The following is a 13,263-nucleotide window of genomic DNA, read 5'->3' as shown; positions in this document are numbered from 1 at the left end:
TAGAAATTCCTTCTTAGTCTGCGGGGCAAAACCAGAGGGAAAAGAGGTTCGCGGATGCGGGCTCTTCGAACAAACAGGAGAAGTCATGAGGTCAACCATCGCAACCGTGACGGCCGCAGCCATCGCCGCGCTCCTTGCCGCCGCGCCGGCCGTTGCGCAGGAGCGCGTCGTCAACGTTTACAACTGGTCGGATTATATCGACGACAGCATCCTTGCCGACTTCACCAAGGAAACCGGCATCAAGGTCGTTTACGACACCTTTGATTCGAACGAGACGGTGGAAACCAAGCTGCTTGCCGGCGGCACCGGTTATGACGTCGTCGTTCCCACCGCCGACTTCCTGCAGCGCCAGATCCAGGCAGGCGTCTTCCAGAAGCTCGACAAGTCGAAGCTGCCGAACCTTTCCAACATGTGGGACGTGATCCAGCAGCGCACCGCTTCCTATGACCCGGGCAACGAATACGCCGTCGATTACATGTGGGGGACCGACGGTATCGGCTATAACGTCAAGAAGGTCGCTGAAATCCTCGGGCCTGACGCCAAGCCCGGTCTCGAAGTGATTTTCGATCCGAAGGTCGCCGAAAAGTTCAAGGACTGCGGCATCTACGTGCTCGACACGCCGAAGGACGTGATGACCACGGCGCTGCGTTATCTCGGCCTCGATCCGAACTCCACCAAGGCCGAGGATTTCAAGAAGGTCGAGGCATTGCTGACGGCGGTGCGCCCCTATATCCGCAAGTTCCACTCGTCCGAATATATCAACGCCCTTGCCAATGGCGACATCTGCATTGCCTTCGGTTATTCCGGCGACATGCTGCAGGCCCGCGACCGCGCGGCCGAAGCCAAGAACGGCGTCGAGGTCAATTATTCGATCCCCGTGCAGGGCGCTCAGATGTGGTTCGACATGATGGCAATCCCCGCCGATGCCAAGCACGTGGCCGAAGCGCATGAATTCCTGAACTACCTGATGAAGCCCGAGGTCATCGCCAAGGCGAGCGACCACACCTTCTATGCCAACGGCAACAAGGCCTCGCAGCAGTTCGTCAGCAAGGAAGTGCTGGAAGATCCGGCGGTCTATCCGACCGACGAGGTGATGAAGAACCTTTTCACCGTCAAGCCGTGGGATCCGAAGACGCAGCGCACGGCAACGCGAATCTGGACGAAGGTCGTGACCGGCCAGTAAGTCGATGCCAGGCCCGGACGGAAACGTCCGGGCCTTTCATTACCGGCCCGGGGTGGAGGCCGGCTGAAAACTTAGATTCGGGGAATATTATGAAATCTTTGGGCAATATCCGCCGCGCCTTCGCACCCTGGACCGACCCTTCTGCAAAACCTTTCATAGCCTTCAAGAATGTCACCAAGCGCTTCGGCAATTTCACCGCCGTCGATGATCTGTCGCTGAACATTTATCACCGCGAGTTCTTCGCGCTGCTCGGTGCGTCCGGCTGCGGCAAGTCGACGCTTCTGCGCATGCTCGCCGGCTTCGAGCAGCCGACCTCGGGCGAAATCATCCTCGATGGCACCGACCTCGCCGGCACGCCGCCCTACAAGCGGCCGGTCAACATGATGTTCCAGTCTTACGCGCTTTTTCCGCATATGACCGTCGAGAAGAATATCGCCTTCGGCCTCAAGCAGGACGGCATGCCGAAGGACGAAATGACTGAGCGCGTGACGCAGATGCTGAAGCTCGTAAAGCTCGAGCAGTTTGCCTCACGCAAACCGAACCAGCTCTCCGGCGGTCAGCGCCAGCGCGTTGCGCTCGCCCGCTCGCTCGCCAAACGCCCGAAAGTGCTGCTGCTCGACGAACCGCTTGGCGCGCTCGACAAGAAGCTGCGCGAGGAAACTCAGTTCGAACTGATGGACCTGCAACAGACGCTCGGTCTCACCTTCGTTGTGGTCACCCACGATCAGGAAGAGGCGATGACCATGGCCGACCGCATCGCGGTCATGAGCCACGGCAAGGTCGTGCAGGTGGCAACGCCGGCCGAAATATACGAGGCGCCGAATTCCCGCTTCGTCGCGGACTTCATCGGCGACGTGAATATCTTCGACGGCAAGGTGACGACGTCGGAAAACGGCGCGGTCGAGATTTCGGTCGAAGCCGGCCTGACGATCCGGACGGCCGCCACCGAGACGCCGGCCGTCGGCAAAACGGTCGGTTTTGCCATCCGCCCGGAAAAGATCCGCGTGGCGCGCACGGCCCCCGCGAATGCCTCGGTCAATGCCGCCAAAGGCGAGATCTGGGATATCGGCTATCTCGGCGACATGACCGTCTTCCATATCAAGCTGCCGAGCGGCAAATTCGTCAGAGCTTCTTCCCTCAACGCGCAGCGTTCCGTCGAAGACCCGTTCACCTATGATCAGGACGTCTGGGTTTCGTTCGACGAGAATGGCGGCGTGCTGCTGAAGGATTGAGGTTATGGAAACCTTCGCATCGCGCCTTTACAACCGCCTCGTCATCATCATCCCCTACGCTTGGCTGCTGCTCTTCTTTCTGGCGCCGTTCTTCATCGTCTTCCGCATTTCCCTGTCGACGACGGCGATCGCCATCCCGCCCTATGAGCCGGTCTTCTCCTTTGCCGATGGCTGGAGTGCCTTCTGGAGCAAGGTCTCGACCTTCTCCTTGGATAATTACGGCTATCTCACCGACGATCCGCTCTACTTCAACGCTTATCTCTCGAGCGTCATCATCGCGGCGGTCTCGACCTTCCTGATGCTGCTGATCGCCTATCCGATCGCCTATGGCATGGCGCAGGCCCCGCGGCGCATCCGCCCGACACTTTTGATGCTCGTCATCCTGCCGTTCTGGACGAGCTTCCTGATCCGCGTCTATGCCTGGATAGCCATCCTGAAGCCCGAAGGGCTGCTGAACCAGCTCCTCCTGTCGCTGCATGTAATCGACATCCCACTGATCATCCTCAACACCACCACCGCCGTCTATATCGGCATCGTCTATTCCTATCTGCCCTTCATGGTGCTGCCGCTCTATTCGGCGCTCGAAAAGATGGACGGCACGCTGATCGAGGCAGCGCAGGATCTCGGCTGCACGCCGACCCAGGCCTTCTGGCGCGTCACCTTCCCGCTGTCGATCCCCGGCGTGGTTGCCGGCTGCATGCTGGTCTTCATCCCTGCCGTTGGCGAGTTCGTCATTCCCGATCTTCTCGGCGGTTCGCAGACGTTGATGATCGGCAAGACGCTCTGGAACGAATTCAACGCGAACAGAGACTGGCCAGTCTCCTCGGCGGTCGCAACCATCCTGCTCATGATCCTGGTGATTCCGATCGTCTTCTTCCAGAATGCGCAGGCCAAAGCCGAAGAGCGGGGGAAATAAGCCATGCTGAGATGGACCCGTTTCAACATCATCTCCGTCGTGCTCGGCTTTGCCTTCCTCTATCTGCCGATCGTGCTGCTGGTGGTCTTTTCCTTCAACGAATCGAAACTCGTCACCGTCTGGGGCGGCTTCTCCACCAAATGGTATGCGTCGCTGCTCTCGAACCAGGCCCTGCTCGATGCCGCCTGGGTAACGATCCGTGTCGGTCTGCTGTCGGCCACCTTTGCGACCATCCTCGGCACGATGGCGGCGCTAACGCTGGTGCGCTATACCCGCTTCCGCGGCCGCATGCTCTTTTCAGGCATGGTCTATGCGCCGCTCGTCATGCCCGAAGTCATCACCGGTCTGTCGCTGCTGCTGCTCTTCGTCGCAATCGGCCTCGACCGCGGCTTCTGGACCATTACGCTGGCGCATACGACGCTGACCATGTGCTTCGTCGCCGTCGTCGTGCAATCACGGCTCTTGAGCTTCGACCAGTCGATCGAGGAAGCCGCGCAGGATCTGGGCGCGCCGCCGGTGCGGACCTTCTTCGAGATCACGCTGCCGATCATCTCGCCGGCGGTGTTTTCGGGCTGGATCCTGGCTTTCACGCTGTCGCTCGACGACCTCGTCATTGCAAGCTTCACCTCCGGCCCCGGCGCAACCACGCTGCCGATGAAGATCTATAGCCAGGTGCGCCTTGGGGTAACGCCTGAGATCAATGCGATCTGCACGATCCTGATCGCCATCGTCGCGGTCGGCGTTATCTGCGCATCCGTGATCACCAAGCGGCGGGAAGTGCAGCGCGAGCGCGACGAGCGGGCGGCGGCAGCCGGCGCCTGAGCGGCATGTCCCCTTGGACGCAGGGCTCTTTATTGCGCGTGGGGCGTGCCGCCAAAAAGCGGAACCGGCGAGATCACCGGATTCGGCCATGAGCCGCCCACGAAGAACGGCAGAAGCGGCAGCTCTGCCGCCTTGGCCGGATCGGTCGCCTCCAGAGAACCGGAAAGCGCCAGCCCGTTGGACTGATAGGTGACCACGCCGGAAAGCGCCAGCGTCTGCGTCGGCCCGACAACATGGGCGTCATGGATTTCGGCGGAGCCGTTGGCGAAATCGGCCCGAAGTTCCAACTGGTTGAACGCGAAAGCGCTGCCGGCTGCGGCACTCAGTGGAAAGAACGGCTTTTGGGCCGCCTGTGTCCTGAGCGCGCCGGAGTCGACGCCGGGAATCGTGCCTTCCCTCGTCCAGAAATGCAGCTTGCCGGTGACGTCGGCAAGACCGGCCGTCCAGATCGCCTTCGACGACTGCAGGTCGAGATCGAGCGATCCCGTCGCAAGCGGCAGCGGTCCTTTGAGCTGCAGACGCTCGGCAAGGCCGGCGAAGTCGGCATCGCGGATCGACAGCTGCAGCTTGCCGCCGCCGTCGAAGTCGCGCCGCGTCGCCTCCAGATGCGCCGTCATTTCGCCGCCTTCGAAGCCGCTGTCGCCGATATCGAACTTGGCCTCGCCGCCGGTGACGATCATGCTGGCGCCGACATCGGAAAGCTCGAAGCGGCCCATCTCAGCGCGCCGCGCCGAAAGCCTGACGTCGACGTCGAGCAGTTGCAGCGGTGCGCTGATGCCGGTGGAGATTTCCTCCGCCTCACCCGCCGCCAATCGCAGCGCGAAAGCGTCGAGGAACGGCTTCAGGTTCATCTGGTCGAAGGCGAGCGTGCCGCCGATCTTCGGCCGTCTGCCGGCCCTAGTCGTAAGGTCCATCACGCCGGTGGCGCTCGCCTCGTTCAGCGACAGGCTGAGATCGTTGAAACGCAGCCCGCTGCCCGATGACATGATGTCGGATTCCAGCGAGGCGCTCTTCAGCGTGCCGACGCCGGGGAGCGATCTGCCCGACCATGTCAGAAACGCCGGCACATCGGGAATGCTGACGGCGATATTGCCGGAAAGCGCCGAAAGGCTGGCGATGCTGGCGATCCCTTGAAAACGGGCCGTCAGCAGGTTTGACGTCAGCGATGTCCGCGTCTCGGCGCTCTTGCCGGCAAAGGCGAGCAGCGGCTGGCGCGAGGCGAAATCCACCTTCAGGTCCACGCCGTTGATACGGGCGATCACGACAGCCGAGATCGCGCCCGAGAGCCGTGGCCAGCCGATGTCGGCCGTGACGCTGTCAAAATTGTAAGTCTTGGCGCTCTTGACGTCGGTGACGGCAAGCGTGCCGTCCTCGACGGTCACCGCACCGATCTCGGCATCGAGAGCGGGATCGAGCATCTCAGCCCCGTTTTCGTAGCGCACGCCGCTGATCGCGCGGGCAAGCAGGCCGGCGTAACTCCAGTCGATCAGGCCGTTCTCGTCACGCGTCAGCGCCAGGTTGGGCCGCAGCAGATGGAATTCGTGGAAACTCGTCCGGCCTCTCAGCGCATCGATGAGGCTGAAATCCGCCGACAGGCTTTCAATACTGCCGAGCAGCTTGTCGCCGCTTTCGCGCGGCTGGCGGATGGTGACCTGGTTCAGCGTGATGCGCGGCGTCGGCCAGAATTCGAGAACCGGATTACCCTTGATCTCGGCATGGTAGCCCGTCCATTTCGACAGCGCATCCTCGATGCCGGAGCGCACGAAACCCGTCGTGATGAGATAGGGCGCTGCGACCCTGAGGGCCACGAACAGTGCAAGCGCAACCAGCAGAAACAGCGTCGACATGCGGGCGAAGGCCGGAAGCCAGCGCGAAACGGGCCCGATTTTCCTGCGCCACCTGCGATGTCTAGACGTGCTCATGATCTCTGCCGGTTACCGGTTATGCGCTGATTTCGCCCGATATATGAAATATCAGGCCTATGCAAATCCAATGCATGTCGCCTGGAAGCGTGCAACGGTTCCAAGACTACGACATCATAAAACGAAGAGCCGAACCGCGTCGCATGAATCCGGTTTATGCGACGCGTTTAGGCTTGGGATCGGGCGGTCGCACTTTATAATGCAATGCAGCATGATATAAGGACGGGATTGGGGAGGAAGAATGAATGCAGGATAACAAGCCACTTTGGGTGCCCTCGGCCGAGACCGTTGCAACAAGCCCGATCCATGCCTTCATCGAGCGTTGCAATAGAGAATTCGGCCTCTCGCTTGCAGGCTTTGAGGATGTGCACGCATGGTCGGTGGCCGAGCGGGAGAAGTTCTGGTCGAGCGTCTGGAATTTCTGCGGCGTAAAGGGAGAACGCGGCGCACGGGTGCTCGTCGACGGCGACCGCATGCTGGAGGCCCGCTTCTTTCCCGATGCGACGCTGAATTTCGCCGAAAACCTGCTGCCCGGCCGCGGCGAGGCCGACGCCATCATTTTCCGCGGCGAGGACAAGGCCGAAGACCGTTGGTCGTGGGATCGGCTGCGCGCGCAGGTCTCCAAGCTGCAGCAGGCCTTCGCGGCACTCGGCATCGGCAAGGGCGACCGCATCGCCGCCATGATGCCCAACATGCCGGAGACCATCGCCTGCATGTTGGCCGCCGCCTCGATCGGCGCCATCTGGTCATCCTGCTCTCCCGATTTCGGCGAGCAGGGCGTGCTCGACCGCTTCGGCCAGATCGGTCCCCGGCTCTTCATCGCCTGCGACGCCTATTGGTATTCCGGCAAGCTGCAGGACGTTGGCCCCAAGGTTGCCGCGGTGGCGAAAAGCCTCGGTGTCCCCACGGTCGTCGTTCACTATGCCGGCGATGCCGAGGCAGTGGCGGGCAAGACATCAGGGGCTTCGACGCTGGAAGCTTTCATTGCGCCCTACGAGGCCAAGGAGATCGCCTTCACGCCGCTTGCTTTCGCCCACCCGCTCTACATCCTCTTTTCCTCAGGCACGACCGGTGTGCCCAAATGCATCGTGCATTCGGCCGGCGGCACGCTGCTGCAGCACCTCAAGGAGCACCGGCTGCATTGCGGCCTGCAGGCGGGCGAGAAGCTCTTCTACTTCACCACCTGCGGCTGGATGATGTGGAACTGGCTGGTCAGCGGGCTCGCCAGCGGCGCCGCGCTCTGCCTGTTCGACGGTTCGCCCTTTGCACCGGACGGCAATGTGTTGTTTGACTATGCCGAGGCGGAAAAATTCGCAATTTTCGGCACCTCGGCAAAATATATCGATGCGGTGCGCAAGGGCGGGCTGACGCCGCGCAAAAGCCACGATCTTTCCAGCCTCCGGCTGATGACCTCCACCGGTTCTCCGCTGTCACCCGAGGGTTTCACCTTCGTCTATGAGGGCATCAAGGCGGACGTGCAGCTTGCTTCGATCTCAGGCGGCACCGATATCGTTTCCTGTTTCGTGCTGGGCAATCCGCTGCAGCCGGTCTGGCGCGGCGAGATCCAGGGTCCTGGTCTCGGTCTTGCGGTCGACGTCTGGGACGATGGCGGCAAGCCGGTTCGCGGTGAGAAGGGCGAACTCGTCTGCACCAAGGCCTTCCCCTCCATGCCTGTGATGTTCTGGAACGATCCTGATGGCGCCAAATATCGCGCCGCTTATTTCGAGCGGTTCGACAATGTCTGGTGCCACGGCGATTTTGCCGAATGGACAGAGCATGGCGGCCTCGTCATCCATGGCCGCTCGGATGCGACGCTCAACCCCGGCGGTGTGCGCATCGGCACGGCCGAGATCTACAACCAGGTGGAACAGATGGACGAGGTGGCCGAGGCACTGTGTATCGGCCAGGAATGGGACGACGACGTGCGTGTCATCCTCTTCGTCCGCCTTGCCTCAGGTGTGACGCTGACCGAGGATCTCGTCAAGGCGATAAAGGCGCGTATTCGCGCCGGCGCCTCGCCGCGGCACGTGCCGGCAAAGATCATCGCGGTTGCCGATATTCCCCGCACCAAATCCGGCAAGATCGTCGAGCTTGCAGTGCGTGAGGTCGTTCATGGCCGGCCGGTGAAAAACCAGGAGGCGCTCGCCAATCCGGAAGCGCTGCGGCTCTTCGCTGATTTGAGTGAACTGAGGGACTGATAAGGAGCCGTAAACCACAAGCTTTCACCATTCAGCAATCCCCTGTCATGGAAACCTTTCGTTAAGAAACCTTTGTCAAAGGTGAAACAACTTGGGGGCCGCACATGAACGAGGCGGCCTGAAGCCTCCGGGCTTACGAAACATGACGTTGATCGACTGAGCTCTTGTTGAACAGCACCCATTCAAGGCAGCCTCCGGCTGCCTTTTTTTTGCCTGCCGTGCAGCGTTCCGGCGGCTCTGCCCCGTCGATAGGGATCAGCCAGCCAGCACACGTTGCGACGGGAAGGTGATCTCGACAAGCGTGCCTTCGTTCGGCGCCGAATTGATCGAGAATGTCGCCCGATTGGCATCCACCATCGCCTTGGTCAGCGGCAGGCCGAGCCCGGTGCCGTCGCCGCGATGGCGTGACTGGGTCGAGGAGACCTGGCGGAACGGCTTCATCGCATGGTCGAGTTCGGCGCGCGTCATGCCGATGCCGGTATCGCGAACCCTCAACACCACGCTGCCATTCGCCTCGTAGGAGGTGGAAACGACGATCTGTCCGCCAGACGGCGTAAAGCGGATGGCGTTCGACAGGATGTTGAGCGCGATCTGCTTGATCGAGCGCAGATCGGCTACGACCTCCGGCACCGAATGCGACAGCGCCGTGCGGATGATGACGCGCTGGCCGTTTGCCTGCGGCTGGACGAGGGCGACGGCCTCTGAGACCGCCTCGTTGAGGCCGACGGCGGCGAAGTCAAGATCCATCTCGCCCGCCTCGATCTTCGAAATATCGAGGAGATCGTTAACAATATCCAGGACGTGCCGGCCGGAGCGGCCGATATCGTTGGCATATTCGATATATCGGGGATGGCCGATCGGACCGAAGCGCTCGCCGGCCATCATGTCGGAAAAGCCGATGATGGCGTTGAGCGGCGTGCGGATTTCATGGCTGACGCGCGCGAGGAAATCGGTCTTGTGGGCGTTGGCGGTTTCGGCCGCGCCCTTGGCATTGCGCAGCTCATCCTCGGTGCGTTTCCACTGGGTGATATCGCGGATGACGGCGCAATAACCGTTCGAGGAGGTAAGCCGGCCCATCGTCATGAACAGCGGCACGAAGCCGCCGCCGGCCTCGCGGCCGATCACTTCGCGCCCGTCGTTCAGCACGCTTGCCACGCCGTGGCCGGCAAGGCCGTTCAGATAGTCGAGGACGGCTTTCTGGCTCTCATGGGCAAACAGCATGACGAAGGGTTTGCCGCGCGTCTCCTGCTCGTCGTAATTGAACAGCGCGCTCGCCGACCGGTTCATCGAACGGATATCGCCCTCGGTGCCGATGACGACGACGCCGTCGGTCGCCGTTTCCAGGATCGAGCGCAATTCCTCGACCTCGACCTGAAGCTTGGCGACCTTCTCGACCATCCGCTCCGGACGCGCTTCGGAACGGTTGCTGTCGCCGCGGCCATCCTCCTTGCCTTCCACCGGCATCAGCGCCAGCATCAGAGCATTGGCATCTTCCCAGCGCACCGATTGCAGCCGCGCAGTCACCGGTGTCAGCGTGTCGTCGGCCTTGACCAGCATCATGGTGCCGGAACCGGCTGCCTTTTCCTCAAGTTCGCGCCGCTGCAGCAGGGCTTCGATACCGCCAACCTCACGCAGCGCGTCGAGCGACTGGTAGCCCGTCAGCCGCATGAATTCGGGATTGGCATGGATCAGCGCATCGCCGACATGGATAAGCACCGCGACGGGCAATTGGTCGACCGTTCCGGCCGAAAGCCCGTCAATCATCTTCACGCGCGGCGGGATGAAGCTTGTGAGAACCTCGATCTGGCTGACCGTCTCCTCGAGCCCTTCCGTCGCCTCGTCCTCGGTGATGGCGGCGGGTTCTTCCGCGGCGCCGTCTTCGCGCAACGACTCGGCCGCCTTCTCGAAGATCGCTTCCTGCGGCGCAATCTCCTCGGCCGAAGCTGTGTCGGCCGTATCGGCGCCGGGCGTTTCGCCGGTGAAGGCTTCGGGCGCCGCGCTTTCTTCGAAAGCCGCCGGTTCCGTGGCGGTGGTGCCCGTCGGCGCCGGGGTGTCGGGCTCCTCCCTGCGGGCGCCGAAGGCTTCCAGGCGCTTAGCGATTTCGCGGAAGTTCGCCTGTTCGGCGGCCGTCAATGCGGCGCCTGTGCTGTGAAGCTGCACCACCTTGTCGGTGGAACGACGATTGGGCGTTTCCACGATGCGAAGCGCCGGGGGTTCGTCTGCGGCATCGGCCGCCAGCCCTTCACCGGCGCCCTCCTGCACCTCTTCGGCGGCGCTCTCCCGGGTGGGCGGCTCGAAGCCGGCCTCCCCTCCGGCCGCTTCGAAAGGCGTCTCTTCGATCTGAGGGTGGTCCTCGATCACGTCCGCCGCGATCGTTTCTGCCGGGGCCGCTTCGGGCGCGGCGTCAATCTCGTGCGCCGGTTCGCTGACCGCGTCGGCCGCCGGGCCGAGGCCTGCCGCATCATGGCCGACACCGTCCGGGCCAAGCGTCAGGCCGAGCGCCAGCGGATCCTCCTGCGTATCGGAAAGCCTGACGACGCCGAAGCCGCGGAAGCCGTCGAAGTCGCGGCTGCGGGTATAGGTCGGCAGTGCGGCGAGATCGACCGGGACGACGAGGCTGGTGCCTTCGACCGGCCAGAGGATCGTCTTCCCCGACCATGTGTCGCGGCGCGCAAGGGCCTCGGAAATCTTGCCGTCGGGGTCGAGATTGAAGAGAGCGGCGATGTCGCTGAAGGCAGAGCCGATGATAGCGGATGCATGCGGACCGACGGCCTCGGCAAATTCGTGACTGACTTCGTTGAACCGGCCTTCCGCATCGATCTTCCAGACGAAGCGGGTGGCGCGGCTGTTCGGCCTGAAGACGAAACCAGGCTCGGGCGCAAGCGATGCGGGAGGGGGCGCGTCGGCTGCGATGGCCGGCTCTTCGCGCGCGGCGTCCGGCGCCTCATCGCGCGGCATTTGGCTGGTCTCGGCGGGTGTCCCCGCCATCGCGGTCGCTTCCGCCGTCTCGTCGACGGAATGGCTCGCGGCCTCATCGACGGGCGCCGCGGGCTCGTCGGCCTCATCCATGCGGCTCTCGGTCGCGTCGTCGTTCTCCGCCGCTTCGGTTGCGGTCGGATTCTCGTCCGCAACCGCCGCCTCTGCGGTGGTGGCAGCCGCCTCGGCCGGCTGTTCCCGGTCGTCGGCGATCTCCTCCAGTGTCTCCTCGACCTCTTCGATTCCCGAGACGGCATTGACGATCTCGCCGAAGCCGGTCGCCGCAGCCGCCTCTTGCGGAGGAAGTTCGGATGACGACGTGCCTTCTTCCCTCGCCGGCGCGTCAGCCGCCTGCGGGGGTGCATCGACTGCGTCGAGCACGGGCGCATCGGTCGGATCCAGATGACCGATCGCGGTTTCCACGGCAAAGAGCAGATTGAGCGACGGCTCGTCGCTGAGCCTGCCGACTGCTGCCGGAAGATAACCCCTGCCGGTGGCGACCGGGCGCTTCACCAGGCGATCGGGATGCGCGCCGGCAAGATTGATCAAGGCCTTTGCGGTCTCACCTGATATGGCGAGCGAGGCGAAGCCGGGCGAGGCCGCGATGACCTCGCCATTGGCGCCGATGACGGCCATATGCGTGTCGGGATCATCGAGACCTTGCAGCATCTGGGCCGCCGCAGCGCCCGCCGTTAGCGGCCTTGCCGACACCGGCACGGAAAACAGAATAGCCTTCTCGCCTGATGAAAGCCGGATCAGTTCGGCCGCCGCCTGCACCTGCACGCGCTGGAAGCCCTTGGCGACCCGGATCATCAGGCTTCTGTTGTCGCCGATATCGGCGAGCTGACGCGCCGCCGTTTCCAGCTGGCGAAAGGTGATGTCGGTGCGATCGGCTCCCTGGTCGAGCAGGTCGTAGACCGCCGAATGGCCGAAAAGCTCCGCGCCTGCGCCGTTTGCCCAGAGCAGGCGGGCAAGATCGGCCGAAAATAGCACCATGGCCTCGCCGCGCGAAAAGCGTTCCCGCACCCGCGCATGCACGGCGATATCGATGAACGGATATTGGACTGCGGGCATGATCAAACCTTGTCGCTGTCGGCCTTCTAAATTAACGGCTTATTAATAACTGCAGGTCGCACGCCGGTCCAGAACAGCGGGGTGCTTTCAGCCGAAAGGGTTAACGACTTGTGCGTCGCACAATTTATGTTGCAATGCACAATGAAATATTCTATATAGACGTCATTCGATGATCGCAGGCAGCAACTGCCTTAGCCCAAAGGAATGCGACCCATGGCTACCATAAAGACCGATGATGTTTTTTCAATCGCTTCTTTCGACCCGTCCAAGCTGGCTGAATCCTTCCGCGAATTCGCTGAAAAGGGTGCCCAGCAGTCGAAAGACGCCTATGCCAAGCTGAAGACCGCTGGCGAGGAAGCCGGCAAGACGCTCGAAGCCACCGTCCAGACGGCACAGGCCGGCACCGTCGAGATCGGCCTGAAGGCGATCGACGTCCTGCGCGTCAATGCCGAGAGCTCGCTCTCGCACATGGAAGCACTGCTCGGCGTCAAGTCCCCGGCTGAATTCTTCGAACTGCAGACCTCCTTCCTGCGCAAGCAGGCCGAACTCGCCGTCGAACAGGCGAAGTCGATCCAGGAAACCACCAAGCAGGTTGCCGAAAAGCTCGCAAAGCCCTCCAAGGAAGCCGCCGAAAAGGCCATGGCATCCTTCAAGGTTGCCTGATCGGTTTTACCATTGCGTGACAAAAGGCTGGACCCCGCGTCCGGCCTTTTTGTATATTTGATGAGGGATGGGACTTGAATTCATCGCCAAGTCCTCGTATGTGACCCCCGTCGCGTCAAACGTGATTTATGCGGTTGTAGCTCAGTTGGTTAGAGCGCAGGTTTGTGGCACCTGAGGTCGGAGGTTCGAGACCCCCCAACCGTACCATTTCTCTCTAGGTCAGCTCCCTATCAGACAAATCGTTCTGGCTGACGTCATTTCGACCGAAAAACGTACA

The 13,263-nt window shown here is 62.2% G+C and carries 8 protein-coding genes and 1 tRNA gene; 7 read left to right on the top strand and 2 right to left on the bottom strand.

Annotated features, from left to right (window positions below; genetic code table 11):
• The first annotated feature begins 85 nt into the window (after nucleotides 1-85).
• From HJC00_RS01370 to HJC00_RS01355, 4 genes are all read left to right on the top strand, one after another.
• Nucleotides 86-1,183: a polyamine ABC transporter substrate-binding protein gene (locus HJC00_RS01370; protein ID WP_064800725.1), complete on the top strand. Its 1,098-nt coding sequence runs from the start codon at nucleotides 86-88 to the stop codon at nucleotides 1,181-1,183.
• A gap of 89 nt (nucleotides 1,184-1,272) precedes the next feature.
• Nucleotides 1,273-2,415, top strand: coding sequence for an ABC transporter ATP-binding protein (locus HJC00_RS01365; protein WP_221163543.1), 1,143 nt, complete (start codon nucleotides 1,273-1,275; stop codon nucleotides 2,413-2,415).
• A gap of 4 nt (nucleotides 2,416-2,419) precedes the next feature.
• Nucleotides 2,420-3,331, top strand: a complete 912-nt coding sequence (locus HJC00_RS01360; RefSeq protein WP_210629154.1) for an ABC transporter permease subunit — start codon at nucleotides 2,420-2,422, stop codon at nucleotides 3,329-3,331.
• A 3-nt stretch (nucleotides 3,332-3,334) separates the two neighbouring features.
• Nucleotides 3,335-4,153, top strand: coding sequence for an ABC transporter permease (locus HJC00_RS01355; protein ID WP_210629153.1), 819 nt, complete (start codon nucleotides 3,335-3,337; stop codon nucleotides 4,151-4,153).
• A gap of 29 nt (nucleotides 4,154-4,182) precedes the next feature.
• On the opposite strand, the gene HJC00_RS01350 is transcribed toward HJC00_RS01355, so the two are convergent.
• On the bottom strand, nucleotides 4,183-6,075 hold the full coding sequence (locus tag HJC00_RS01350) for an AsmA family protein (RefSeq protein WP_221154423.1): 1,893 nt from the start codon (nucleotides 6,073-6,075) through the stop codon (nucleotides 4,183-4,185).
• A gap of 245 nt (nucleotides 6,076-6,320) precedes the next feature.
• Here HJC00_RS01350 and HJC00_RS01345 point away from each other — a divergent pair, with 245 nt between their 5' ends.
• Nucleotides 6,321-8,273 carry an acetoacetate--CoA ligase gene (locus HJC00_RS01345; RefSeq protein ID WP_221146737.1) on the top strand — a complete coding sequence of 651 codons (1,953 nt, stop codon included), beginning with the start codon at nucleotides 6,321-6,323 and terminating at the stop codon, nucleotides 8,271-8,273.
• Nucleotides 8,274-8,528: 255 nt separating this feature from the next.
• On the opposite strand, the gene HJC00_RS01340 is transcribed toward HJC00_RS01345, so the two are convergent.
• On the bottom strand, nucleotides 8,529-12,323 hold the full coding sequence (locus HJC00_RS01340; RefSeq protein ID WP_221163542.1) for a PAS domain-containing sensor histidine kinase: 3,795 nt from the start codon (nucleotides 12,321-12,323) through the stop codon (nucleotides 8,529-8,531).
• 213 nt (nucleotides 12,324-12,536) lie between these two features.
• On the opposite strand from HJC00_RS01340, the gene HJC00_RS01335 reads away from it, so the two are divergent.
• Both HJC00_RS01335 and HJC00_RS01330 read left to right on the top strand, forming a co-directional pair.
• Nucleotides 12,537-12,986 carry a phasin gene (locus HJC00_RS01335; RefSeq protein ID WP_221124214.1) on the top strand — a complete coding sequence of 150 codons (450 nt, stop codon included), beginning with the start codon at nucleotides 12,537-12,539 and terminating at the stop codon, nucleotides 12,984-12,986.
• Nucleotides 12,987-13,116: 130 nt separating this feature from the next.
• Nucleotides 13,117-13,193 (top strand) — tRNA-His (locus tag HJC00_RS01330).
• Nucleotides 13,194-13,263 lie beyond the last annotated feature (70 nt).

This window comes from Rhizobium sp. NLR22b, assembly GCF_019685295.1.
Lineage (GTDB): Bacteria > Pseudomonadota > Alphaproteobacteria > Rhizobiales > Rhizobiaceae > Rhizobium.
Note: the sequence above shows the minus strand (reverse complement) of the source record. Positions and strands in the feature narration are given on the sequence as shown.

What these genes read in the sequence shown, in the direction of transcription:
- HJC00_RS01365 (WP_221163543.1), top strand. Translation starts at nt 1,273, where the DNA reads ATGAAATCTTTGGGCAATATCCGCCGCGCCTTCGCACCCTGGACCGAC.
- HJC00_RS01340 (WP_221163542.1), bottom strand. Translation starts at nt 12,323, where the DNA reads ATGCCCGCAGTCCAATATCCGTTCATCGATATCGCCGTGCATGCGCGG.
- HJC00_RS01360 (WP_210629154.1), top strand. Translation starts at nt 2,420, where the DNA reads ATGGAAACCTTCGCATCGCGCCTTTACAACCGCCTCGTCATCATCATC.
- HJC00_RS01335 (WP_221124214.1), top strand. Translation starts at nt 12,537, where the DNA reads ATGGCTACCATAAAGACCGATGATGTTTTTTCAATCGCTTCTTTCGAC.
- HJC00_RS01370 (WP_064800725.1), top strand. Translation starts at nt 86, where the DNA reads ATGAGGTCAACCATCGCAACCGTGACGGCCGCAGCCATCGCCGCGCTC.
- HJC00_RS01345 (WP_221146737.1), top strand. Translation starts at nt 6,321, where the DNA reads ATGCAGGATAACAAGCCACTTTGGGTGCCCTCGGCCGAGACCGTTGCA.
- HJC00_RS01350 (WP_221154423.1), bottom strand. Translation starts at nt 6,075, where the DNA reads ATGAGCACGTCTAGACATCGCAGGTGGCGCAGGAAAATCGGGCCCGTT.
- HJC00_RS01355 (WP_210629153.1), top strand. Translation starts at nt 3,335, where the DNA reads ATGCTGAGATGGACCCGTTTCAACATCATCTCCGTCGTGCTCGGCTTT.